Here is a 23545-nt window from a genome sequence, read left to right on the forward strand (position 1 = left end):
ACAAATAATGACATTTTTTCGACTTTATAAAATATTAACCATATTTCGAGCTTATCGATTAGAAGAGCTATTACCAAAACACCGTGTCTCAAGGTGGTTACGAGTATTATTGTTTTGTTTGTTTTGGGTTAGACCTAAATCAAATCAACAAGAGATTGATGAAAGGTTGCGTCAAGCCTTACAAGAGCTAGGCCCGGTATGGATAAAATTTGGGCAAATGGTTTCAACAAGACGCGATGTGTTGCCAAAACATCTTGTCGATGCTCTAGCCAAATTACAAGACCAAGTTACCCCTTTCGATGGAAAAATTGCAAAACAAATTATTGAAACTGCTCTAGGGTGTCCTATAGATTTTTATTTTTCAGATTTTAATGATCAACCATTAGCATCAGCATCCATCGCACAAGTTCATACAGCAACTTTAAAAAGTAGCCAAGCTGAAGTGGTAATCAAAGTTTTGCGACCAAATATTTTACCTATAATTAAATCTGACATTCGCTTAATGTATTGGATTGCTAACCAATTTACTAAACGGATAAAATTTGGTGAAAAGTTACGGGCTGTAGAAATTGTCAGTGATTATGAAAACACGCTTCTAAAAGAATTGGATCTTCAGAAAGAAGCCTATAACACAGCTCGTTTGCGCGACAATTTCATTAATAGTGAGATCCTTTATATTCCCTATGTGTACCAAGATTTGTGCCGAAAAAATGTTTTAGTTGAAGAGCGAATTTACGGTACTCCGATAGCTAATGTTGATGAATTAAAAAGAAATAATGTCAATATGAAGTTATTAGCAGAGCGTGGTGTTCAAGCTTTCTTTACCCAAGTATTTAGGGATAATTTTTTTCATGCAGATATGCACCCGGGCAATATCTTTGTGGATATAAGCGAACCCCAAAATCCTCGTTACATTGGGATAGATTGTGCAATTGTAGGTATTTTGACTGAAGATGATCAACGCTATTTGGCTGAAAATTTTCTTGCATTTTTTAACCAAGATTATCGAAAAATTGCACAAATTTATATCAAATCTGGTTGGGTTCCTGAAACAACGGATGTTGCCGCATTAGAAATGGCTATGCGCAATGTTTGCGAACCTGCATTTGCTAAACCACTTGGTGAGCTCTCCTTTTCGCAAATTTTATTATCACTATTTCAAGTTGCACGTCAATTTGAGATGGATATTCAACCTCAATTAACCTTACTTGAAAAAACGTTATTTTATATAGAAGGGTTAGGGCGTCAACTCTATCCAGAACTTGACTTGTGGCAAACGGCTAAACCATTTTTAGAAAATTGGTATGAAGATAAATACAGTGCTAAAAAGTTATTACATCAAGTTTGGACTTCCTTACCAGAATGGAAAAACCTTGTTGTTGAGCTACCGGAAAAGTTGAATGATCAGGCTCGGATGACTAAGCTGATGCATGTTCAGTTAAAACAGATTAATCAACAACTTCAACGTAGTAAAAGAAACCAACAAAGATTAATGTTTGCAATTAGTATTCTTAGTCTTTTATGTATTGCTTTACTTGTCGGGCATTAAGCGAGTTATTTTTTGGAATCTCACCATTTAAGTGTATAATTTTACTATTTTAAGCTATTGGAGACTTATCATATGCCAAGTTTGCCCAAATTACTCATATTTGTAGCGGTTATCGTTCTATTATTTGGAACAAAAAAATTGCGTTCATTGGGCTCTGATCTTGGGGCTTCCATTAAAGGTTTTAAGAAAGCTATGAATGACGACGATGATCAAAAAGAGACAGATGATTCACAAAAAGTGGAACGTCTTAACTCATCTGATGATAACCACACCAATAAAGAGTAACTTGTGTTTGATATTAGCTTTGGTCAGCTACTATTAGTCTTAATTATCGGGTTGGTCGTATTAGGGCCAGAGCGTCTACCTATTGCAATTAAAACTGTTGCAAGCTGGATAAAAGTACTCCGCCGTATGTCTGCAACTGTTCAGTTAGAATTGAATAAAGAGCTTAAATTACAAGAGTTACAAGATAGTTTAAAAAAAGCAGAACAAAGTGGGCTAAATACTCTAACACCGGAAATTCAAGAATCCATTGATGAATTAAAACGCGTAACCGAAACACTACAAAAAGAGATCGATTCCGCCTCTCAAATAGATACAACAATTCATTCAGACAAAGATAAATTATGACAGACGACGCAACACAACCACTTATTGGTCATCTAGTAGAACTAAGAACACGGCTTTTACGATGTATCATCTGTATATTAATTGTATTAACGTGTTTACTCTATTTCTCGAATGATATTTACCATATTGTTGCTAATCCGCTTATTAGTCAATTGCCAAAAGGTAGTAGCATGATTGCAACTGACATTGCGGCACCATTTTTTACTCCTATTAAACTGACTGCTGTTGTTTCGATATTTATTTCGATTCCTTATATTTTGTATCAAGTATGGGGATTTATTGCACCTGCATTATATCAACATGAAAAACGTCTAATTATGCCATTGATAATTTCAAGTACGGTACTTTTTTATATTGGTATTGCGTTTGCTTATTTTGCAGTATTTCCTCTCGCTTTTTACTTCTTTATTCATACTGCTCCAGTTGATGTTGCGATAAATACCGATATAACTAAATATCTTGATTTTGTCATGACATTATTTATAGTCTTTGGTTTTGCATTTGAAGTCCCTGTTGCAATAATATTGCTGTGCTGGACAGGAGTAACAACCCCTAAAAATCTACGTAAAAAAAGACCTTATATTATTGTAGCAGTATTTGCTGTAGCTATGTTTGTTACACCACCAGACGTATTTTCACAAATTTTATTAGCTGTACCTATCTGTTTATTATTTGAAGTTGGGACATTCTTTGCCCGGTTTTATCAACCAAGAAAAAAAATCATACAAGATGATGATAAAAATATAGACGATGAATAATAGATTGATAATTGATCCAATGAATACGAGTAAAGGATAACTAAATGAAAACATCTCTTCCTGAGTTTAATCTGGCAAATGTTCTTGTTGTTGGCGATATTATGTTAGATCGCTATTGGTATGGCGGTACCAATCGCATATCACCAGAAGCACCTGTACCAATTGTTAAAATTGATTCTCTTGAAGAACGTCCTGGCGGTGCAGCTAATGTTGCACTCAATATTACCTCCCTCGGAGGTAAAGCGCGTTTAATTGGTCTTACAGGAATGGATGAACCTGCTAAGGTGCTTGATGAGCAACTTACTAATCGACATGTTCATTGCGATTTTATATCTGTCTCAACACATCCAACTATTACTAAATTAAGAGTGTTATCAAGAAATCAACAATTAATAAGGATTGATTTTGAGGAAGGTTTTAATAATGTGGATCATACTCCTATTTTAGAGCGTATTGATACCGCACTTACAACTTCTAAAGTAATGGTTCTATCGGACTATGCCAAAGGTGCATTAACTGCTGTACAAGAAATGATAAAACAAGCACGAAAAGTTAATGTACCAATATTGGTTGATCCTAAAGGTACTGATTTTGAGCGTTATCGTGGTGTAACATTACTGACACCAAATATGTCTGAATTTGAAGCTGTAGTTGGAACATGTAAAACAGAAGAAGAGATCATTGAAAAAGGTTCTCAACTTATTAAGCAATATGATCTTAAAGCCTTGCTTGTTACTCGTAGTGAAAAAGGCATGACGTTAATACAATTAGATAAACCTGTTTACCATCTACCAACTCAAGCTAAAGAGGTATTTGATGTTACCGGTGCGGGTGATACTGTAATCGCAACTTTAGCAGCTTCATTAGCTGCAGGGCAATCACTTGAAGAAAGCTGTTATTTAGCAAACGCTGCAGCCGGTGTAGTTGTCGGTAAATTGGGAACATCAACTGTTTCGCAAGTTGAATTAAGTAATGCTATTCGGGCTCGTGCAGATGATGGTTTTGGGGTGATGACTGAAGATGAATTAAAAGAAGAAATTCGTAAAGCACGATTACGTGGTGAAAAAATTGTCATGACTAATGGCTGTTTTGACATTTTACACGCTGGGCATGTTTCATATCTTGCTAATGCTCGCAAGCTTGGTGACCGTTTGATTGTAGCAGTAAATAGTGATACCTCAGTAAAACAATTGAAAGGGGAATCCCGACCAATAAATCCATTAATGCAAAGAATGATAGTATTAGGTGCACTTGATTCAGTTGACTGGGTTGTTCCTTTTGAAGAAGAGACTCCACAAAGGTTGATTGCCAGTATTTTACCTGATGTATTAGTAAAAGGTGGTGACTATAAACCTGAAGATATCGCTGGTGGAAAAGAAGTTATAGAAGCAGGTGGAGTAGTTAAAGTCCTTAATTTTGAAGATGGTTGTTCGACCACAAACATCATTGATAAGATTAAACGGAAATAAATAATATAATAATTAGCTATTTATTTAAGTAGCTAATTAGTCAATTATCGAATAATTTAGGTTTGGGTATATTTTAAAACCAATCAATAGGTATTAACTATCGTTAAATTTCACAATTAATACTTTTTTTATTATCTGCTTTATGCAAACCTATCAACTACCAAATGCTAATTTATTTAAAGGATTTCTTTTATGACTAAACACTATGACTATATTGCTATCGGTGGTGGTAGTGGGGGTATTGCTTCAATTAATCGAGCGGCATCTTACGGTAAAAAGTGCGCTATTATTGAAGCTAAATTATTAGGCGGAACTTGTGTCAATGTTGGGTGTGTTCCCAAAAAAATTATGTGGTATGGTGCACAAATTGCTGAGGCGATTAATCATTATGGCCCTGATTATGGTTTTGATACGACAATTAATCATTTTGATTGGGATAAACTAATCGCTAGCCGAACAGCTTATATTGATCGTGTTCATCAATCTTATGATCGAGTATTAAACAATAATAATGTCGATGTTATTCATGGATATGCTAAATTTATTGATAGCAAAACGCTTGATGTCAATGGTGTGCATTATAGTGCCGATCATATTCTTATTGCTGTCGGTGGTAAGCCAAGTATACCCAATATTCCCGGAGCGCAATATGGAATTACTTCTGATGGATTCTTTGAATTAAAAGCATTACCAAAAAGAGTGGCCGTTGTTGGTGCAGGCTATATAGCTTGTGAAATTGCCAGTGTTTTACACTCGCTAGGTGCTGAAACTCATCAATTTGTTCGGCAAGGCACACCATTACGTGCTTTCGATCCATTAATTGTTGAAACATTAATGGAAGTTATAACTAATGATGGTCAGCATTTGCATACTTTTGCAATTCCATCTTCTGTCACTAAAAACATTGATGAATCATTAACGTTAACATTAGAAGATGGTAAAAGTTATACTGTTGATTGTTTAATTTGGGCAATAGGACGAGAACCTGCAACTAAAGAAATGAATTTATCTGCAGCTGGTATTAAAGTTGACAGTAATGGGTTTATTATTGTTGATGAGTATCAAAATACTAATGTAGCAGGAATTTATTCTGTTGGCGATGATACTGGAGCAGCGGCATTAACACCAGTTGCAGTTGCTGCTGGTCGACGCTTATCTGAACGACTTTTCAACAATAAACCAAATGAACATCTAGATTATACTAATATTCCAACGGTGGTATTTACCCATCCACCGATCGGGACAGTTGGGTTAACAGAACCACAAGCAATGTTACAATATGGCCCTGAAAACGTGAAGGTCTATAAATCTACGTTTACTGCTATGTATACTGCCGTAACTTCTCATCGCCAACCGTGTAAAATGAAATTAGTTTGTATTGGTGAACAAGAAAAAATAGTCGGCATTCATGGTATAGGCTATGGTATGGACGAAATTTTACAAGGTTTTGCTGTCGCATTAAAAATGGGTGCAACAAAAAAAGACTTTGATAACACCATCGCCATTCACCCAACAGCGGCAGAAGAGTTTGTTACAATGCGCTAATGTATAGAAAATTTATTATATCTTGTTAAAAAAAAACAGGGCTTTAGCCCTGTTTTTATATGGTGTTAAGTGATTAATTATCTAATCTATTTTGCCAACCCTTTTGAGCTAATGATGAAAAACCAACTAAAACAGCAAGTAAAGCCACTGCTGAGATGTAAATACCTGCTCCCAGATAACTGTATTCACCTAATATATGATCGGGACTTAATAAGTAAATAGTTAAAGTCGGCGTTATTGCACTAAACAATGCATAGGCTAAATTGTAAGATAATGATAGACCAGAATAGCGAATGGCTGGTGGAAAGGTTCTAGTTCCTATAATTGGTGTCATAGCGATTGATCCGATAAATAAGCCAAATATCGCCCAAATCGAATATAGTTTAGCTAATGACATATCTGGCGTTAGTGAACTATAGAAATAGATGCTTACCACAGCCAATCCACCCCAAGTTATGACGACTGTTTTTGCTGTGCCTAATTTATCATCTAACCAACCAGAAATAACACAGCCAATAGATAATGTTAAGGCAGCAATACATCCACCTATACGCCAATCCAGATTAGCAAAATGATACATACCGCCAACGATACGGCCAGGAGTAATTAAAATACCAACCATAATTGCTGTTGATAATGACCAAGTTAACAAAGCGACTATCAAACAAGCTGTCTTATGTTTTTTTAGTACAGTAACAACAGGAATGCTTTTTTCCAATGCTTTACGTGCAGCTAATTCCTTGAAGATTGGCGTTTCAGATAAAAATTTTCGTAAGTAGACTGAAATAACACCAAAAATTCCACCAATAATAAATGGTATACGCCAAGCATAATCTAAAATATTTTGGCTAGTAAAATAGAGATCAACAATAATTGTAACGAAAAATCCAAGTAAAATTCCGCCTGTAATACCTGATGTTAACGTACCAACTCCCAAACCATAGCGTTGTTTTGGTGTATGTTCTGCGATAAATACCCATGCACCAGGCATTTCTCCACCAATAGCTGCGCCTTGTAACATACGCATCAACAACAATAATAATGGTGCTACAATACCAATTGCTTCATAGGTCGGTAAAATACCGATAATAAAAGTAGGTAAAGCCATCATTGCTACACTTAAGGTAAACATCCGTTTTCGGCCAACTTTATCTCCAAAGTGGGCCATAATAATTCCGCCAACAGGACGAACTAAATAACCAGCAGCAAAAATCCCCCATGCAAATAAATCTAAAGTTAATGGTGACAAGGTATGTGGTAAAAATAGTGGCTTGACAATGGTATCAATATATAGCGCATAGATAACAAAGTCATAAAATTCAAGCGTTCCGCCTAAAGATGACAATATTAATGTTTTAAAATCCTTACTATTCAATGGTCGGGCGACCGGTTGCCATTCAGCGTTAATTTCAGATTGACTCATGAAAAAACCTTATTTTTATTATTAAATGAATATAGCCAGTAAAGGAAATGACTATTCTTTGATAAATTTTAATCTTGAAAAGGCATTCTGCCATAAAAAGTAGTCTTTTGTTTAATCATAAAAAAATTTAATCAACAATAACGATATGTTTGTTTGATTTATAATATGTATAAAAAATGATATTAAGCTAAAATTCTATCTATATATCGCATATAATAATTTTAAAATATTTGGATAAAAATAATGGCAAAACGATGCAGTTGGGTTACAAATGACCCGTTATATATAAATTATCATGATAATGAATGGGGGTATCCACAATATGATAGCCTTAAGCTATTTGAAAAAATTTGTCTTGAAGGACAACAAGCTGGATTATCTTGGATTACCGTACTAAAAAAAAGAGAAGAATATCGTCGATGTTTTTTTAATTTTGACCCAGAAAAAATTATTCAATTAAACGCTATTGATATAGAGTCATTAATCAAAAATAAAGGATTAATTCGAAATCGTTTAAAACTTAATAGCATTGTAAAAAATGCCTATGCCTATTTAGCTATGCAAAATAATAATGAGGACTTCTCACAATTTATTTGGTCATTCGTTGATGGTAAGCCAATAGTCAATCACTACAAAGATAAAAGTGAGGTTCCTGTTAGTACAGAAATATCCAATAAAATGTCAAAAGCACTGAAAAAGAAAGGATTTTCATTCGTAGGATCAACAATTTGCTATGCATTTATGCAATCTATGGGCTTAGTTAACGACCATTTCGAAGATTGCTTTAAAAAATGAGGGGAAATTGATGACAATCATGAAATTAATAAAATATTGCCTAATATTAATATTAGTTTATTTTATCGTTTGTAATATCATTATTTTTATTTACGCTAATCAAAAGCCATCAACTAATGCTGATACTTTAGTCGTATTAGGATCACAAGTGGTTGGAACACCAGCTGAAGCGCCACTTACCTTACAAAATCGTTTAGATACAGCATTTAATTATTTGCAGAGTAATCCAAATACCAAAGTAATTGTTTGTGGTGGGCAAGGAAGCGATGAATCTGCAACTGAAGCAAGTGTGATGGCTGATTACCTAATTAAAAAAGGTATTGATTCCTCAAGAGTATATCTTGAAGACAGATCAAGGCGAACGGCTCAACAGTTTGTTTATGCTAATCAAATTTTACCACTAGGCAAAACAGTTGTTGTGACCAATGATTTTCATATTCTTCGTTCAATTATGCTAGCTAAACGCTCGGGTATTAGTGATATTACTGGTTTACCTGCACCGTTAGCTTATACCAATATTGATAAATATATAGCAATGATAAGAGAGCCATTAGCTTTACTTAATTCATGGTTGTTTGACCATCCATTAGATTATGTTGAAAATAATAATTAGCCATTCTAATTAAGTTAGATAGCTTGCCTTTACAGATTTTTAATGATAGTCATGGTATGATTAATCATTGCTATTTTTAATTACAATTAATAAATATGAATTCAGACACAATTGTTGCACAGGCAACACCACCTGGTCGTGGTGGTGTTGGTATATTGCGTATTTCTGGACCTAAAGCACAAGAGGTAGCTAAAGTCGTTTTAGGTATCTTACCTAAACCACGATACGCTCATTATCTGCCTTTTTTAGCCGCTGATGGTACAACGTTAGATGAAGGCATTGCTTTATTTTTTCCAAATCCAAACTCGTTCACTGGTGAAGATGTACTTGAACTACAAGGCCATGGTGGACCAGTTATTTTAGATCTACTTTTAAAACGTATTTTAGAAATTTCTGGTGTGCGTATTGCAAGACCGGGTGAATTTTCAGAGCGAGCTTTCTTAAATGATAAATTAGATCTTGCACAAGCTGAAGCCATCGCAGATTTAATTGATGCGAGTTCAGAACAAGCGGCCAAATCTGCTTTGTCATCTTTACAAGGCGTGTTTTCCAAGAAGATTAATGAATTAGTAGAATCGCTTATTCATTTGCGTATTTTTACTGAAGCAGCTATTGATTTTCCTGAAGAAGAAATAGACTTTTTATCTGACGGAAAAATAGAAGCAGAGCTTGACCAAGTTATTCAACGATTAAATGAAGTTCGTCATGAAGCCAAACAAGGTTCATTACTGCGGGAAGGCATGAAAGTTGTCATTGCCGGTCGACCTAATGCGGGTAAATCAAGTTTACTTAACGCATTAGCCGGTCGTGAGGCGGCTATTGTTACTGACATAGCAGGGACAACACGTGACGTTTTGCGTGAACATATTCATATCGATGGTATGCCTTTGCATATCATTGACACTGCCGGACTACGCGAAGCCAGCGATGAAGTAGAACGAATCGGGATTGAACGGGCATGGCAAGAAATTGACCAAGCGGATCGGGTGTTATTTATGGTTGATAGCACAACAACCAATGAGGCCAACCCAGAAAAACTTTGGCCAGAATTTATTGAACGCTTACCTAAAAATATGCCAGTAACCGTTATTCGAAACAAAGCAGACTTAACAGGTGAACCATTAGGCTATAGTGAACAAAATGGTTATTGCCTTATCCAACTATCAGCACGAACTGGAGAAGGTATTACCTTATTACGTGATCATCTTAAACAGGTAATGGGCTTTACTAGTAGTACAGAAGGGGGCTTTTTAGCTCGTCGACGACACTTACAAGCACTTGAAAAAGCTGCAGAGCATTTAAATAATGGTAAATACCAGCTCACAACATTTCATGCTGGCGAATTATTAGCGGAAGAACTCAGATTAGCTCAAGAATCTCTGAGTGAAATCACTGGTCAATTTACATCTGATGACTTATTAGGAAGAATATTCAGTTCATTTTGTATTGGTAAATAATTCAAGTTTTACAGTTAACGAGCTAATACTTGTCAAAAACCAGAATTCAGTTGTTTTGGTTTTTGAACATAAAGACATAGAAGAGTTGAACGACTGTAATGTCTGGAATAATTCAGTGTTATTCAAAAAAAGATAAAAAATATACTCAGTAAATACGAGAGATAATCGTTTAGGTATGGATTCTAAAGCATTAAATTTACATAATTTTCAATGTATTGTTTAAAAACTTTCACTCTGTTTGGCATATAATTTCTATCCTTGAATATTAAAGAGATAGGTCGAATGCTACCGGTCCAATTAGGTAACACTTGCACTAACTCTCCATTAACTAAACTTTTTTGAACAAACTGAGATGGAACAAAACATATCCCCATTCCTGCTTTGGTTGCGTCAATTATTAGTTCAGTATCATCCATAATCAAATAAGGATTTGCTTGTACCTCATAATATTCTTTATTTGTGGTATTAGTGAGTGACCAGCTTAAGTTATGACTTATATTAATTAAATTTTTATCGAGTAAATCAATGGGATGTGTACATATAGGTATTTGTTCTAAATAATCTTTGGATGAGCACAAAATATTTTTCGACAATAGTATTCGTTTTGCTATCCAATCACTATCGGTCAAATCTCCCACGCGTATGGCAATATCTATATTCATATCGGCTAAATTAACTATCTGATTCGTAGCCATTAAATCTATTTTTATATCAGGGTATGTTTTCATAAATGAAAACACACAGTTTCCAAACCATTGATGTGTTAGGCTTAATGGTGCAGTTATTCTTATTGTTCCGGATAACTTTTGGTTAAAATCATACAAATCTTCAGCTGTTTCAACAAACTCCTCAACTAAGGTAGTAAATTTAGCAATATACATTTGTCCTAATGTCGTTAGGGTGATCTTCCTACTGCTTCTATGCATCAAAAGACCGCCAATAGCCTCTTCTAATTGAGTTAGACGTCTGCTTATAGTTGGTGAAGGCATACAAAGTTTATGCGATGCCTTAACAATACTACCTTCTTTGATTACATTAACGAAAATGACCAAATCATCTAATGATAATTTCATTTTTGAAATTTAACCTTGTTTTTTTGTTTATTGTACTATGAATGAATTATTCATAAAATCAAAATCTATCAGTTATTGACCTACCTTAAGCAACGTGGACTAACTTGATACCATTAGATGCCTTTTTATGAATAAAATAGAGATTAAAATGAAAAAAAAAATTACAATTTTACTTGTTATACTATCAACCTTTTTTTGGGGAACTAATTTTAATGCTGGTTCGATAGTTGTCTCTTCCGTATCGCCACTTACAGCAGCTTCTGAACGTTTTATTATTGCAACATTAGCTATTTTTGTTTTTATGATCATTAAAGATAAAGGCAACATCAATGCATTTAAATTAAATTGGAAACCATTAATTTTACTTGGATTATGTGGCATTACAGGCTTCAATTTAGCCTTTTTTATCGGGTTACAAACTACATCCGCTTTAAATGGTGCACTTATTATGGCTACATCGCCAGTGACAACCATATTAATATCATCAATTACAGAAAAACACCGTGTTTCATTGCCACAAACTGTAGGGATGTTGATCAGCTTGATTGGTGTAATTTTAGTGATAAGCCATGGTGATATAAATAATATATTTAAATTACATTTTACTCGTGGTGATTTGATTATTTTATTGGGAAATCTGGCTTGGGCAACCTACACTGTTGGATGTCGTAGATTTATATCCGATTCGACACCATTACAAACAACAGCTTTTACGATGTTATTTGGTACTATAGGAATAGTTGTATTTTCTTTTTATCAAAGTGACTTAATAAAAGAGATTGAAGAAATTTCAACATACAATCAAATTATTCTTATTTATATGGGACTTGTTGGTTCAGTATTAGCATATTTATTTTGGAATGTTGGGATAAAAGAACTCGGTGCAGCTAATACTTCATTGTTTTTCAATTTCGTACCTGTTTTTACTTTATTACTCGCTTTTATAACCGGTACAATACCCAATTTATTACAGTTAGCTGGAGCCCTTTTAGTTATAAGTGGAGTGATATATGCGACAGGATCTTATCAAATATTAAAAATTAATCGTTAAAAAAGTCCTAATATCACAATTCAATAATCATTATTTGACATAATTAACCATAAGTTCGAGAGTTTTTTTGTTTAAAGATTTTTTGAGTAAAATGTCATTTAATGTTTTGTGCAATGACGGTTAAGTAGATTTGTACTCGTTATGGCTATTCCCTCATTCAATTAGTACGAAAAGGATCAGCTATTAACCTAAATATGTGATTATATCAAACAGGTAATGTGTTTTATGAGTAGCACGGGATGAGACTTTTGGCTTATCACTGACATTTATAAGCACTTGAAAAAGCAGCAGAGCATTTAAATAATGGTAAATACCAGCTCACAACATTTCATGCTGGCGAACTATTAGCAGAAGAACTTCGGCTTGCGCAAGAGTCATTGAGTGAAATCACTGGCGAATTTACCTCCAATGATCTACTAGGGCGCATATTCAGCTCATTTTGCATTGGTAAATAAGCTGAACATAATGTTGGTTAGAAATATAGGGATATAAATAAAAAGTCATATCCCTATGAAGTGTTTTAAGAATTAAAAATTAACTTAAGCTATTTATTTTTGCCGGCATTATTTGGAACTAAAAATAAAATTGAAATAAAACATAACAGACAAAATCCGACATTAATCCATAATCCAATTGCTGCGCCAGTTGCTATACTTTGACCACTGGCAATAACTGCAGCATAAATTGATGCTGAAATGGCGACACCAAAAGCACCGCCTAATGAACTTGCCATTTTATATATTCCTGATGCAATACCAACTTTATCTTCAGGGGCGCTAGAAATTGCTGTGTCGATCGAAGGTGTCGCATAAAAACCTAAACCAAGACCAAATAAAATGTAGCCACCTAATACTGAAATGATATAAAGCATATCTGGTAAAAATGTCAGCGTCATCAATGCAATTCCGGAACCAGTAATTAACGGTCCCATTAACATTGGTTTTTTCGCACCTACCTTTTGTAAGATTTTTTCACCAACACGAATCATACATAAAACCGAAACTAAATAACCAATAGTTAATAATCCATTTTGGAAAGAGGTAAACCCTCGCCCCTGTTGGGTATAAGTGCTGGCCACAATTAACGTGCCTGCAACAGCATTTAGCATAAAGTTGGATAAGGTAGCACCACGGTAAGGGATATTTTTAAATAATGCAAAATCAATGAAAGCGCCACTCGCTTTACTTTTTTCAATAACAAAAAATAAAATCATAAAAACAAAACAAACGGTAGCCAACGATAATGTTGTTAGACTAGTCCATCCAAAAGTAGAACCTTTGGTTATCACAAGATTTAATGAAACTAACGTAATAACAAAAACAAATAGCCCTACATAATCAAATTTTGGCAGACTCGAAGGATCTTCAATTTTGGTTTCAGGAGTTCCTTTCAACAAAAGCATACCTAATACAGCACAGATAATAGAGATTATAAAGATCCATTGCCAACCTAAATAAGTCGCTATTGCACCGCCAGCAAGCACACAAGTGCCCGAGCCGCCCCAAGATCCAATCGACCAAAAACTCAATGCACGCTGACGATCTTTACCTTGATAATAGGTTTTCACTAATGCTAAAGTCGATGGCATAATACAAGCTGCAGATAAGCCTTGAATAATGCGTCCAAAGGTAAATAATATTTCTCCTTGGGCGAAAATCAAACAAAGACAACCAATAATACTTAAAATAAAACCAAAGTAAGTAAAACGAACTCGTCCAAAGCGATCAGCTAAACCACCAGCAACCACAATAAAGCAGCCAGAGAAAAGTGCAGTCAAACTTACTGCTAAATTAAAAGAGGCTGGAGTGATACCAACAGTATGCTGAACAGCCAGTCCAACATTGACTATTGATTGAGCAAACAGCCAAAAAGTAATAACTCCTAATACAATACCTAATGTTAACCGGTTATAACTTTTAAATTGCTTGGTGCTAGAATTCTTTGAAGTTGACATATTTAAACCAGACATAGAAGCGATTTATCCTTATTTACTTAAATATGTTTCAGTTAATGCAACCCAATATGACGCAGCAGGAACAATACATTTATCATTAAAATCATAACCAGGATTATGAACACTACAAAATCCTGGTTCGTCTCCATTGCCGATAATCATGTAACAACCATTTGGATTGCTCTCTAACATAAAAGCAAAATCTTCACTGCCCATAAAAGGATGGCAATTATCATGAACACGATCTTTACCGACTAATTTCTGAGCAACTTCTAATGCAAATTTTGTTGCATTAGCACCATTATGTAAAACAGGGCTACCATTGATATGTTCGATTTTAACTGAGGCGCCAAAACTTTCCGCCTGCGAAGTGGCAATTTCGGTAATACGCTTGAGCAATAAAGTCCGGGTATTATTATCTAATGCTCTGACGGTTAGCTTCATCAATGCATCGCTATTCACCACATTGGGGGCTTCTCCAGATTGAATACAACCAATCGTGATAACAGCTTTCTCAAAGGGTGAAACATTGCGGGAAACAATACTTTGTAAAGCAATGCCAATATAACAAGCAACAAGCGTCGCATCAATTCCTCGCTCAGGCATGGCTCCATGAGCACCTTTCCCTTTGATGGTGATATGTATCGTATCGGATGAAGCCATAAGAGCACCGCTTTTAAAATAAAAATGGCCTTCCTTAAATCCGGGCATATTGTGAATACCGAAAATCACATCACAAGGAAATTGTTTAAATAAACCCTCATCGACCATCACTTTCCCACCATATAACAACTCTTCAGCTGGTTGAAAAATGACATGTAAAGTCCCATCAAAGTTGCGTGTTTCGGCAAGATATTTAGCTGCACATAGCAAAATAGTGGTATGCCCATCATGACCACAACCGTGGAATTTACCATGGCTAACACTGCTCCAAGGTTTACCCGAAGCTTCAACAATAGGTAATGCATCCATGTCAGCTCTAATACCTATGTTCTTATTACTAGCGCCATTTTTCAAAACACCAACGACGCCAGTTTTTGCTAGACCACGATGAACCTCATAGCCCCATTCAGATAGCTTATTTGCAACTAAATCACTGGTTTTTTTCTCTTCAAAACCTAACTCAGGATGTTTATGAATCTGATGTCGAATATCAACAAATTCTTGTTCTGTTTTTCTAATCGTTTCCATAATATGCTGCATTTTAGGCTCCTAATTAACCTGAATATCGTTTATGAGAAAAAAATAAAAATGGAACTATACATCTAAGTTAAAATTATATTTAAAAACAAAAACTAACTTTGTTATCAAAACCACATAGATGAATAAATATACAATCTAATTTTGTATAAGTCGATTATTTCTGTTATTCAATTTTTATTCTTGAAGGATAACCTTTCTTATTTTTCTTGGCACGATGGTTTATTTGAGTATAAAGGAGCAGAAACGCTCAATCATTACGATTTATTAATAACAGATATAAATCTTATAAATTTTCATTATTCTGAGGTGTTTTTTTTGTAGGCTTATTGGCGTAATATAATCACTATACTTTATATGGCAGGCAAATTTATTTTAATTATAGATGTTCCAACGTTGCAACATAACTAGATGAATTATTAGATAACAAAAGGGGATAATGATGAAATTAATCGTCGATAATATGAGTTGTCAACATTGTGTTAAAACCATTACTAAAGCAATTAATGATATTGATCCTAAAGCTAAAGTGACCGTTGATTTAGCGAAGCATGAGGTTGATATAGAAGGTGGTACTATCTCACAAGAAGCTGCAATTCAAGCCGTTAATCAAGCGGGGTTTGAGTTTGTGGGTATTTCGTATTAAGGCAATACTATTTACAATTTCTCATTTTAAACGATTAAGACAATCGCTTAAATACTAGATAATAAAAATATCCAATAGCCTCTATTTTACTAGATGATGCACTAAAAAAGTTTTCATATACTTCATTGGCACGGATTGTCGATGAAGTATATAGCTGTTGAAAATAGCGTTTGCCGAAAATACCACATTTAGCTTTCTAGCCTTTTCCTGCGGTGTTCCACCATTGATAAAAATGGTGAGTAGGTCCAATTCCTTTACCAATTTTCAAATTATCTGCATTTTCAATGGCACCTTGTAGGTATTTTTTTGCTTGTTTAACGGCTTCTTCTAACTCATATTTTGGTAGTAATGCTGAAATGGCTGCCGATAATGTGCAACCTGTACCATGAGTGTTTTTAGTTTGGATACGTGGTGATGCCATTCTGATGATCTTTGTTGGCGTGATTAAATAATCCGGACTTTCTTGACTTGGCAAATGTCCCCCTTTCATTAATACTGCCTGACAGCCTAATTTGAGTAGCTCATAACCCTGTTGTTGCATTTCATCTTCGTTTTGTGCCTCATGACAATCAAGTAATGCTGCTGCTTCTGGAAGGTTAGGGGTGATGATGGTGGCTAATGGTAATAGCAATTCTCGAATAGCGGTAATGGCATCATTTCTCAATAAAGGATGCCCCCCTTTGGCTATCATTACCGTATCAAGAACAATATTGGCAATAGGATTATTGCTTAATAGATGATTAACCGTGGTTACAATCTCTTTATTCATCAGCATACCGATTTTAACGCTATCAATATGGATATCTTGATAAAGTGTGTTAAATTGAGCCTCAACAAATTCGGGTGGCACTGGGTATATGCTATTAACACCTTGTGTACTTTGTGCGGTTAAAGCAGTAATGACTGACATCCCATAAGCGCCAAGCGCTGAAAAGGCTTTTAAATCGGCCTGAATACCTGCACCGCCACTAGGATCGCTACCAGCTATAGTTAATGAAACTGTTGTCATGGTTTAATTTCCTATCTTGCTTGTCTTATTTTTCTAATCAAATCAGATGTGGCCTTAGCAATATCTCCTTGCCCGCAAATTGCGGATACAACGGCAATACCTTCAATGCCAGTTTGAATCACTTCAGTTAAATTGTTTACACCGATACCACCTATCGCAACGGCAGGGCATTGTTTTGCTTTAACAAGTTCAGTCAATTGGGCGATGCCTATTGCTTCTGCTGCATCTTTTTTGGTGGGGGTTGGATAGATAGGGCCAATACCTAGATAATCGACTAGTTGCCAAGGAACGCGCTCAAGTTGCGAATAATTAGAGACTGAAAGCCCTATCCATTTATCTTCTCCAATTAATCGTCGTGCAATTTCGACAGGTAGATCGCTTTGTCCAACATGAACACCATCGGCATCGACAGCTAAAGCTATATCAATATGATCATTAATCAATAGTGGAACTTGAGTGTCGATTAATACTTCTTTTAAAGCTTGGGCGGCTTTATACCAATTTCTACCTGAATATTTTTGTTCTGAACGTAATTGAACGGCAGTAACACCATTTTCAACTGCAAACGTAGTGGTATTAACCATACCATTTATGCCATCACAAAGTAATGGATCAAGTACTAAATAGAGTGTTAAATCAAGTTGCTTCTTCATCAAAAATCCTTATTTGTGGTGAAAAGAGAAAGTTGGTCAATAATTGACATAGCAAAAGTACCTAGGCCTTGCTGTTTATTAGCGAGTTCACCCGCTTTTTTCATCATAAAGCAGGCTGAAGCAGTAGCCTTTAAATGATCTTCAGAACTTGCAATCAATGCTGCCACAATCGCAGATAATGAACAACCAGTACCAGTTACTTGTGTTAGCGCGATATCACCCCCAACAATGCTATAAACCTGCTCACCATCTGTGACATAATCGGTCTCACCTGTTATTGCAACAATGGTTTGATATTTCTTGGCTAATAGCATTGCCGCATTTAATGCAGAATCAGTAGAATCCAGCCCATCAGGCCCTTTTGATGATGATTGTTGACCACTTAAAGCTAGAATTTCTGAAGCATTTCCTCGAATAACTGTCGGTTTAAATGTTAATAATTGCTTAGCAATTTCAGTACGATATTTCAATGCTGCTCCAACTGCGACAGGATCTAATACCCAAGGAGTTTGATTAGCTTTTGCGGCGGCTAGTAACATGCTTTTAGCGCTATGACTATTGATCGTGCCAATATTAATTAACAAACCATTTGCAATGGCAACAAAGTCCTCAACTTCTTGCTCAGCTACCACCATCGCTGGTGAAGCCCCAATCGCCAAAAGAACGTTAGCGGTGTAATTTTGTACCACATCATTGGTAATACAATGGATTAAAGGTCGCTTCTGATGAACTTGCTCAATAAAAGGAATGGCATCTTGATTTGAAAATAATTTAATTACCGACATATTCTTTCCTTATCTAATAAATAATATTAAGGGAAGAATGTGTCAAAAGCGTTAATTAAGACAGAGACTTCCCTACGCTGGCATGATCCAGATCAGGTTCAACGGGTAAATTCTCAGTTTTTTGCTCTAACAAAAAACACCCCGAGTCTAAATAACAAATTTGGATAAAATTGAATCTATTATGAACTGAGTTTAAAAATTAAACAAGTTATTGTAATAATCTTTCTATATCACTAATGGCTCGTCTATCCGGCAAGAAAATTATTAAATGATCGCCATCTTCAATCATTAAATCCGTATTTACTATAATTACATCTTCACCACGAACCACGGCACCAATCGTAGCACCTGAAGGTAATTTTAAACTGTTAATATTTTTACCGACTAATTTTGAATTTTCCGCTTCACCACGAGCAACTACTTCGACAATTTCTGATTCACCTTGGCGTAATGAGACAACTTTAACTACACCCGTTTGCCTAACATGGCTTAGTAGTTCTGAAATAGTGGCATGTTGTGGTGAAATCGCGATATCAATAACACTATCGTTAATCAATTCTAAGTAGGCTTGTCGCTGGATAAGAACGATGACTTTTTTTGCCCCCATTCTTTTTGCCAGCATAGATGACATAATATTGGCTTCATCATCGCTAGTGACCGCCACAAACAGATCGGTTAACTCAACTTGCTCTTGTGATAATAATTCTTGGTCTGATGATTCTCCATGTAACACGGTGGTATTAACTAACTGCTCAGCTATTAATTCAGCTTTTTCTGCATTACGTTCAATCAACTTAACTTGATAATCATTCTCTAAACGTTTAGCTAAAGCAATGGCAACGCCACCGCCACCGCTAATAATAATACGTTTATAAGGTTTTTCTAGCCTTTGTAGTTCACTGGTTACTGCTTTAATATTGAGGGGAGGGGTAATAAAATAAACCATGTCTCCAGCTTCAATTAAAGTCGAACCTATTGGGCGAATAAAACGATTTTGACGATAAATAGCAACAACACGCGCTTCGACATGTGGTAAATGCTCTTTAAGTTCGGACAGTTCGCTCCCCACTAACGCACCACCGTAATAAGCGGTTACAGCAACCAAACAGACACGATTATCATAAAACGAAGCAAACTGTAGAGCACCAGGATATTGAACTAATTGGCTAATATGATTTGTAATTAAGTTTTCAGGAGCAATAATATGATCGATGTTGATACAATCTTTATTGAAGAATGGGTATCTTTCATCGTTATATTCAGGAGCACGGATTCTAGCAACTTTTTGTGGAATATTAAACATCACATGCCCAATCTGACAAGCCATCATATTTACTTCATCAGAATTGGTAACGGCAACTAACATATCGGCTGATTCCGCGCCAGCACTCTCTAATACTTGTGGGTAAGAGGATTTACCGCAAATGACTTGTAAATCAAAACGCTCTTGCAAAGATTGCAATTTATCATGATCTTCATCAACGACAGTCACATCGTTCTGCTTTTCAGTTACTAGATATTCAGCAAGTGCACTACCAGTTTGGCCTGCACCAAGAATGATAATTTTCATAATAAACCTATTATAATCAAAAGGCCTCAACCTAACTCATTATTAGAACAATAGAGCTCATATCAATTAAAGCCGTTTGATATTGTTTAGTAATAATCGCAATCTTATTTTAGATTATACAAAACCGATTGCATCATAAACCTTCTTCAACGTAGGCTCTGCTTTAGCGCCAGCTTTTTGTGCTCCTTCTTGCATAATTGAAAGAAGATAATTTTCATCATCTCGATATTGATGATATTTTGCTTGTAAACCGGTTAACATCTCGATAACTTGATTTGCCACCTCGGTTTTTAGATGACCATACATTTTGCCTTCAAACTCTTTTTCAAGTTCAGCAATCGGCTTACCTGTAATACCTGTCAAAATATCTAACAGATTTGAAACACCGGCTTTGTTTTTTGAATCATAACGTACAACAGGTGGTTCGTCTGAATCGGTCATTGCCCGTTTAATCTTCTTCTCGACATCTTTCGGATTCTCAAGTAAACCAATAACATTGTTACGATTATCATCTGATTTAGACATCTTTTTGGTTGGATCTTGTAAAGACATCACACGAGCACCTACTTTAGAAATAAACGGCTCAGGAACAGTAAAAATATCGCCATAAAGTGCATTAAAACGCATAGCGATATCACGTGATAACTCGAGATGTTGTTTCTGATCATCACCTACAGGAACTAAATTAGCTTGATATAACAAAATATCAGCAGCCATTAATACTGGATAATCAAATAGCCCGGCGTTAATATTTTCAGAGTGACGAGATGACTTATCTTTAAACTGCGTCATACGGCTCAGTTCACCAAAATAAGTATAACAGTTCAACGCCCAACCTAATTCAGCGTGAGCTGGTACTTGTGATTGAACAAAAATAGTACTTTTTTGTGGATCGATACCACAGGCCAAATAAAGCGCTAACGTATCAAGTGTTGCTTTTCGCAACTTATTAGGATCTTGACGGACCGTGATCGCATGTTGATTGACAATACAATAAACGCAATCATATTCATTTTGCAAAGACACCCAATTCTTCAAAGCCCCTAAATAGTTGCCTAATGTTAGTTCTCCTGATGGCTGAGCGCCACTAAATACAATTGGTTTACTCATAATTTATTCCTAATTTATACTCATTATTTTTTTGCATCAGCCTTTGGCTGAGGTAATAAGGTTAATATATCTTTAAAATCATCAAATAAAAAATCAGGCTTGCTAGATGCAATCGACACCCCATAATTATAACCATAACTTAATGCTACAGTCGGGCAATTAGCATTTTTAGCAGCAGTAATATCATTCTTTGAATCACCAACAAACAGCAACTGATCACTAAACAATCCAAAGGTTGCCATGACTTGATAAAGTGGGGCAGGGTGTGGTTTCAACTTAATCACATCACCACCACCAAGTACCAATGAAAAGTATTCTTTAATACCTAATGACGTCAATAAAGCAGGTAAAAATTGCGCAGGTTTATTGGTAACTAAAGCTAAGGGATAATGATTTTCATAAAGCGTTTTTAAGGTTTCTTTAACATGCGGGAATAGCGTTGTTTGCTCATCCATAACCTTATCATAATGATGATTAAACAACTGTTTCGCTTTGTTGAAATCCTCTTTAGACGGATTGCGACCAATCACGTTGAACACGCGCTCGAGCATGACATCAATGCCATTACCGACCATGTTTTTTACTTGTTCATTAGTAACGGTGGGTAACTCCAAATCTGCTAACATCTTTTGTGCAGCTAAGGCAAGGCCAGGCACACTATCGACTAAAGTTCCATCTAAATCGAAAGCAATAGCTTGAATATCATTTAACTTAGCCATGGTTAACACCTTCTAATTCTTTACGCATTGCATCAATTACAGCTTTATAATCCGGTTGACCAAATATTGCTGAACCAGCAACAAACATATCAGCACCCGCTCTGGCAATTTCAGCGATATTATCAACTTTAACACCACCATCAATTTCTAAACGAATCTTTCTACCAGACTCAATAATGCGCTGTTTAACTTGTTGTAATTTTTTTAGTGTACTTGGTATAAATGATTGTCCACCAAAACCTGGATTAACGCTCATTAATAAAATAATGTCGACTTTATCCATCACATAATCTAAATAATCTAACGGCGTTGCAGGATTAAGTACAATTCCCGCACTGCAACCATGATCTTTAATTAATTGCAAAGAACGGTCAAGGTGAATAGTTGCTTCAGGGTGAATAGAGATATTAGTTGCGCCAGCTTTGGCAAATGAGGTAATTAAATCTTCAACAGGCGAAACCATCAAATGAACATCAATCGGAGCCTTAATACCATAATCACGAAGAGCCTTACAAAACATACTACCCATCGTCAAATTTGGTACAAAATGGTTATCCATTACATCAAAATGGACAACATCGGCACCAGCGTCTAATACTTTCTGCGTATCTTCTCCAAGTCGAGCAAAATCAGCGGATAATATTGATGGTGCAATAATAAACTCTTTCATAACATACCTCTACTAATAAAACCTTATACATAAAATAGGTTATTTTTGGTACAAGGCTAATATTTCATCAATTTTTTTGCGTCCTTCGCCAGCACAGCTAATTGAGCGTCGCATTTCTGCACGGTAAAGATGGCGCGCTTTACTATATAACGTTCTGGTATACTCTGTATCGTGATTTGATAGTAGTACAGGAATATTTTTTTTATAAGCAATTTTTTCAGCTAATTGTGACAATCGCTTATGTTCTTCAAAACCAAAATTATTGGAATAATAAGCCGTAAAACCGATAGATTCATTTGGAGAAAGATAAGGCGGATCACAATAAATGACAGAATTGCGTTTTGCCATTTTCATTGCTTCATGATAAGGAGTACAAATAAACTCAGCTTTTTGTGCTTTTTGAGCAAAATAATAGAGCTCCTTCTCAGGAAAATAGATAGTTTTGTAACGTCCAAAAGGTACATTAAAAAGCCCGCTATTATTATAGCGACATAAACCGTTATAACAGTGGCGATTCAAATAGACAAACAAAAGCGATCGTAGATATTGATCTTTACTATAATTAAAGACATCTCGTAGCTGATAAAAAGCCTCAGCTTGATTATTCTGATGATTAAATAATAGCTTAAGATCATTAATAAACTTATCAGGATTGGATTGTAATAACCTAAATAACGCAATTAGATCATGATTGATATCAGCTAAAATATAACTTTTAAAGTTTGTGTTTAAAAAAACAGAACCAGCGCCTACAAAGGGCTCAATGAGTTGGTCCCCTTCTGGTAGATATTGTTTAATTGTGTCCACAAGCTCATATTTTCCTCCAGCCCATTTTAAAAAGGCTCGTTGCTTCTTCAACGGAAACT

22 protein-coding genes, 2 pseudogenes and 1 riboswitch are annotated in these 23545 nt (G+C 35.5%); of the genes and pseudogenes, 12 read left to right on the top strand and 12 right to left on the bottom strand.

Annotated elements, in window-relative coordinates:
* Positions 1 to 7 precede the first annotated feature (7 nt).
* The 6 genes and pseudogenes from ubiB (at position 8) to gorA (ending at position 5951) form a co-directional block, all read left to right on the top strand.
* The gene (gene ubiB, locus J3T98_RS06455; protein ID WP_267362423.1) at positions 8 to 1549 is read left to right on the top strand and encodes a ubiquinone biosynthesis regulatory protein kinase UbiB; all 1542 of its coding nucleotides are present in this window, start codon (positions 8 to 10) and stop codon (positions 1547 to 1549) included.
* A 72-nt stretch (positions 1550 to 1621) separates the two neighbouring features.
* Entirely contained in the window at positions 1622 to 1834 is a 213-nt protein-coding gene (gene tatA, locus J3T98_RS06460; protein WP_065563594.1) for a twin-arginine translocase TatA/TatE family subunit, read from the top strand.
* 3 nt (positions 1835 to 1837) lie between these two features.
* Positions 1838 to 2161: pseudogene (gene tatB, locus J3T98_RS06465) on the top strand (Sec-independent protein translocase protein TatB); the annotation flags it as partial.
* A 14-nt stretch (positions 2162 to 2175) separates the two neighbouring features.
* Positions 2176 to 2937, top strand: a complete 762-nt coding sequence (gene tatC, locus J3T98_RS06470; protein ID WP_065563592.1) for a twin-arginine translocase subunit TatC — start codon at positions 2176 to 2178, stop codon at positions 2935 to 2937.
* 44 nt (positions 2938 to 2981) lie between these two features.
* Complete coding sequence (gene hldE / locus J3T98_RS06475; protein WP_267362424.1) at positions 2982 to 4406, top strand: bifunctional D-glycero-beta-D-manno-heptose-7-phosphate kinase/D-glycero-beta-D-manno-heptose 1-phosphate adenylyltransferase HldE; 1425 nt, start codon at positions 2982 to 2984, stop codon at positions 4404 to 4406.
* Between the two features lie 192 nt (positions 4407 to 4598).
* Positions 4599 to 5951 (top strand): glutathione-disulfide reductase, encoded by a 1353-nt coding sequence (gorA, locus tag J3T98_RS06480; protein ID WP_267362426.1) that lies wholly within the window; start codon positions 4599 to 4601, stop codon positions 5949 to 5951.
* 73 nt (positions 5952 to 6024) lie between these two features.
* Here the strand turns inward: gorA and J3T98_RS06485 are convergent, their stop codons facing one another.
* Positions 6025 to 7374 carry an MFS transporter gene (locus J3T98_RS06485; RefSeq protein ID WP_065734657.1) on the bottom strand — a complete coding sequence of 450 codons (1350 nt, stop codon included), beginning with the start codon at positions 7372 to 7374 and terminating at the stop codon, positions 6025 to 6027.
* A 243-nt stretch (positions 7375 to 7617) separates the two neighbouring features.
* Between J3T98_RS06485 and J3T98_RS06490 the strand changes: the two genes are divergently transcribed.
* From J3T98_RS06490 to mnmE, 3 genes are all read left to right on the top strand, one after another.
* Positions 7618 to 8169, top strand: a complete 552-nt coding sequence (locus J3T98_RS06490; protein WP_267362427.1) for a DNA-3-methyladenine glycosylase I — start codon at positions 7618 to 7620, stop codon at positions 8167 to 8169.
* 10 nt (positions 8170 to 8179) lie between these two features.
* Positions 8180 to 8782 carry a YdcF family protein gene (locus J3T98_RS06495; RefSeq protein ID WP_081303381.1) on the top strand — a complete coding sequence of 201 codons (603 nt, stop codon included), beginning with the start codon at positions 8180 to 8182 and terminating at the stop codon, positions 8780 to 8782.
* A 95-nt stretch (positions 8783 to 8877) separates the two neighbouring features.
* On the top strand, positions 8878 to 10239 hold the full coding sequence (mnmE, locus tag J3T98_RS06500) for a tRNA uridine-5-carboxymethylaminomethyl(34) synthesis GTPase MnmE (protein ID WP_267362428.1): 1362 nt from the start codon (positions 8878 to 8880) through the stop codon (positions 10237 to 10239).
* A gap of 182 nt (positions 10240 to 10421) precedes the next feature.
* On the opposite strand, the gene J3T98_RS06505 is transcribed toward mnmE, so the two are convergent.
* Positions 10422 to 11312, bottom strand: coding sequence for a LysR family transcriptional regulator (locus tag J3T98_RS06505; protein ID WP_267331780.1), 891 nt, complete (start codon positions 11310 to 11312; stop codon positions 10422 to 10424).
* A 148-nt stretch (positions 11313 to 11460) separates the two neighbouring features.
* Between J3T98_RS06505 and J3T98_RS06510 the strand changes: the two genes are divergently transcribed.
* Together J3T98_RS06510 and J3T98_RS06515 are read left to right on the top strand one after the other, a co-directional pair.
* Entirely contained in the window at positions 11461 to 12363 is a 903-nt protein-coding gene (locus J3T98_RS06510; RefSeq protein WP_267331779.1) for a DMT family transporter, read from the top strand.
* A gap of 272 nt (positions 12364 to 12635) precedes the next feature.
* A pseudogene (locus J3T98_RS06515) lies at positions 12636 to 12818 on the top strand (tRNA uridine-5-carboxymethylaminomethyl(34) synthesis GTPase MnmE); the annotation flags it as partial.
* 89 nt (positions 12819 to 12907) lie between these two features.
* On the opposite strand, the gene J3T98_RS06520 reads toward J3T98_RS06515, so the two are convergent.
* Positions 12908 to 14332 carry an MFS transporter gene (locus J3T98_RS06520; RefSeq protein ID WP_267362429.1) on the bottom strand — a complete coding sequence of 475 codons (1425 nt, stop codon included), beginning with the start codon at positions 14330 to 14332 and terminating at the stop codon, positions 12908 to 12910.
* Between the two features lie 15 nt (positions 14333 to 14347).
* Complete coding sequence (locus tag J3T98_RS06525; protein ID WP_267362430.1) at positions 14348 to 15520, bottom strand: M20 aminoacylase family protein; 1173 nt, start codon at positions 15518 to 15520, stop codon at positions 14348 to 14350.
* A gap of 439 nt (positions 15521 to 15959) precedes the next feature.
* On the opposite strand from J3T98_RS06525, the gene J3T98_RS06530 reads away from it, so the two are divergent.
* Positions 15960 to 16163 carry a heavy-metal-associated domain-containing protein gene (locus tag J3T98_RS06530; protein ID WP_267362431.1) on the top strand — a complete coding sequence of 68 codons (204 nt, stop codon included), beginning with the start codon at positions 15960 to 15962 and terminating at the stop codon, positions 16161 to 16163.
* Between the two features lie 196 nt (positions 16164 to 16359).
* On the opposite strand, the gene thiD is transcribed toward J3T98_RS06530, so the two are convergent.
* From thiD to J3T98_RS06570, 8 genes are all read right to left on the bottom strand, one after another.
* Positions 16360 to 17172, bottom strand: coding sequence for a bifunctional hydroxymethylpyrimidine kinase/phosphomethylpyrimidine kinase (gene thiD, locus J3T98_RS06535; RefSeq protein WP_267362432.1), 813 nt, complete (start codon positions 17170 to 17172; stop codon positions 16360 to 16362).
* A gap of 11 nt (positions 17173 to 17183) precedes the next feature.
* The gene (gene thiE, locus J3T98_RS06540) at positions 17184 to 17825 is read right to left on the bottom strand and encodes a thiamine phosphate synthase (protein WP_267362434.1); all 642 of its coding nucleotides are present in this window, start codon (positions 17823 to 17825) and stop codon (positions 17184 to 17186) included.
* Positions 17825 to 18610, bottom strand: coding sequence for a hydroxyethylthiazole kinase (thiM, locus tag J3T98_RS06545; protein WP_220225722.1), 786 nt, complete (start codon positions 18608 to 18610; stop codon positions 17825 to 17827). Before thiM ends, thiE begins: the two co-directional genes overlap by 1 nt.
* Before the next feature lie 52 nt (positions 18611 to 18662).
* Positions 18663 to 18764: riboswitch (TPP riboswitch) on the bottom strand.
* A 54-nt stretch (positions 18765 to 18818) separates the two neighbouring features.
* Positions 18819 to 20180 (bottom strand): Trk system potassium transporter TrkA, encoded by a 1362-nt coding sequence (gene trkA / locus J3T98_RS06550; protein WP_065563580.1) that lies wholly within the window; start codon positions 20178 to 20180, stop codon positions 18819 to 18821.
* Between the two features lie 114 nt (positions 20181 to 20294).
* Complete coding sequence (gene trpS / locus J3T98_RS06555; protein ID WP_267362436.1) at positions 20295 to 21290, bottom strand: tryptophan--tRNA ligase; 996 nt, start codon at positions 21288 to 21290, stop codon at positions 20295 to 20297.
* A 23-nt stretch (positions 21291 to 21313) separates the two neighbouring features.
* The gene (locus J3T98_RS06560) at positions 21314 to 22009 is read right to left on the bottom strand and encodes a phosphoglycolate phosphatase (protein WP_065563578.1); all 696 of its coding nucleotides are present in this window, start codon (positions 22007 to 22009) and stop codon (positions 21314 to 21316) included.
* Positions 22002 to 22679 carry a ribulose-phosphate 3-epimerase gene (rpe, locus tag J3T98_RS06565; RefSeq protein ID WP_065734647.1) on the bottom strand — a complete coding sequence of 226 codons (678 nt, stop codon included), beginning with the start codon at positions 22677 to 22679 and terminating at the stop codon, positions 22002 to 22004. Before rpe ends, J3T98_RS06560 begins: the two co-directional genes overlap by 8 nt.
* A 39-nt stretch (positions 22680 to 22718) precedes the next feature.
* On the bottom strand, positions 22719 to 23537 hold the full coding sequence (locus tag J3T98_RS06570; protein WP_065563576.1) for a Dam family site-specific DNA-(adenine-N6)-methyltransferase: 819 nt from the start codon (positions 23535 to 23537) through the stop codon (positions 22719 to 22721).
* Between the last annotated feature and the right edge of the window lie 8 nt (positions 23538 to 23545).

This window comes from Gilliamella sp. B2772 (assembly GCF_026536985.1).
In the GTDB taxonomy this organism is placed as follows: Bacteria; Pseudomonadota; Gammaproteobacteria; order Enterobacterales; family Orbaceae; genus Gilliamella; species Gilliamella apicola_E.

Coding starts and splice junctions, on each gene's coding strand:
- ubiB (WP_267362423.1), top strand. CDS start 8: ATGACATTTTTTCGACTTTATAAAATATTAACCATATTTCGAGCTTAT.
- tatA (WP_065563594.1), top strand. CDS start 1,622: ATGCCAAGTTTGCCCAAATTACTCATATTTGTAGCGGTTATCGTTCTA.
- tatC (WP_065563592.1), top strand. CDS start 2,176: ATGACAGACGACGCAACACAACCACTTATTGGTCATCTAGTAGAACTA.
- hldE (WP_267362424.1), top strand. CDS start 2,982: ATGAAAACATCTCTTCCTGAGTTTAATCTGGCAAATGTTCTTGTTGTT.
- gorA (WP_267362426.1), top strand. CDS start 4,599: ATGACTAAACACTATGACTATATTGCTATCGGTGGTGGTAGTGGGGGT.
- J3T98_RS06485 (WP_065734657.1), bottom strand. CDS start 7,374: ATGAGTCAATCTGAAATTAACGCTGAATGGCAACCGGTCGCCCGACCA.
- J3T98_RS06490 (WP_267362427.1), top strand. CDS start 7,618: ATGGCAAAACGATGCAGTTGGGTTACAAATGACCCGTTATATATAAAT.
- J3T98_RS06495 (WP_081303381.1), top strand. CDS start 8,180: ATGACAATCATGAAATTAATAAAATATTGCCTAATATTAATATTAGTT.
- mnmE (WP_267362428.1), top strand. CDS start 8,878: ATGAATTCAGACACAATTGTTGCACAGGCAACACCACCTGGTCGTGGT.
- J3T98_RS06505 (WP_267331780.1), bottom strand. CDS start 11,312: ATGAAATTATCATTAGATGATTTGGTCATTTTCGTTAATGTAATCAAA.
- J3T98_RS06510 (WP_267331779.1), top strand. CDS start 11,461: ATGAAAAAAAAAATTACAATTTTACTTGTTATACTATCAACCTTTTTT.
- J3T98_RS06520 (WP_267362429.1), bottom strand. CDS start 14,332: ATGTCTGGTTTAAATATGTCAACTTCAAAGAATTCTAGCACCAAGCAA.
- J3T98_RS06525 (WP_267362430.1), bottom strand. CDS start 15,520: ATGCAGCATATTATGGAAACGATTAGAAAAACAGAACAAGAATTTGTT.
- J3T98_RS06530 (WP_267362431.1), top strand. CDS start 15,960: ATGAAATTAATCGTCGATAATATGAGTTGTCAACATTGTGTTAAAACC.
- thiD (WP_267362432.1), bottom strand. CDS start 17,172: ATGACAACAGTTTCATTAACTATAGCTGGTAGCGATCCTAGTGGCGGT.
- thiE (WP_267362434.1), bottom strand. CDS start 17,825: ATGAAGAAGCAACTTGATTTAACACTCTATTTAGTACTTGATCCATTA.
- thiM (WP_220225722.1), bottom strand. CDS start 18,610: ATGTCGGTAATTAAATTATTTTCAAATCAAGATGCCATTCCTTTTATT.
- trkA (WP_065563580.1), bottom strand. CDS start 20,180: ATGAAAATTATCATTCTTGGTGCAGGCCAAACTGGTAGTGCACTTGCT.
- trpS (WP_267362436.1), bottom strand. CDS start 21,290: ATGAGTAAACCAATTGTATTTAGTGGCGCTCAGCCATCAGGAGAACTA.
- J3T98_RS06560 (WP_065563578.1), bottom strand. CDS start 22,009: ATGGCTAAGTTAAATGATATTCAAGCTATTGCTTTCGATTTAGATGGA.
- rpe (WP_065734647.1), bottom strand. CDS start 22,679: ATGAAAGAGTTTATTATTGCACCATCAATATTATCCGCTGATTTTGCT.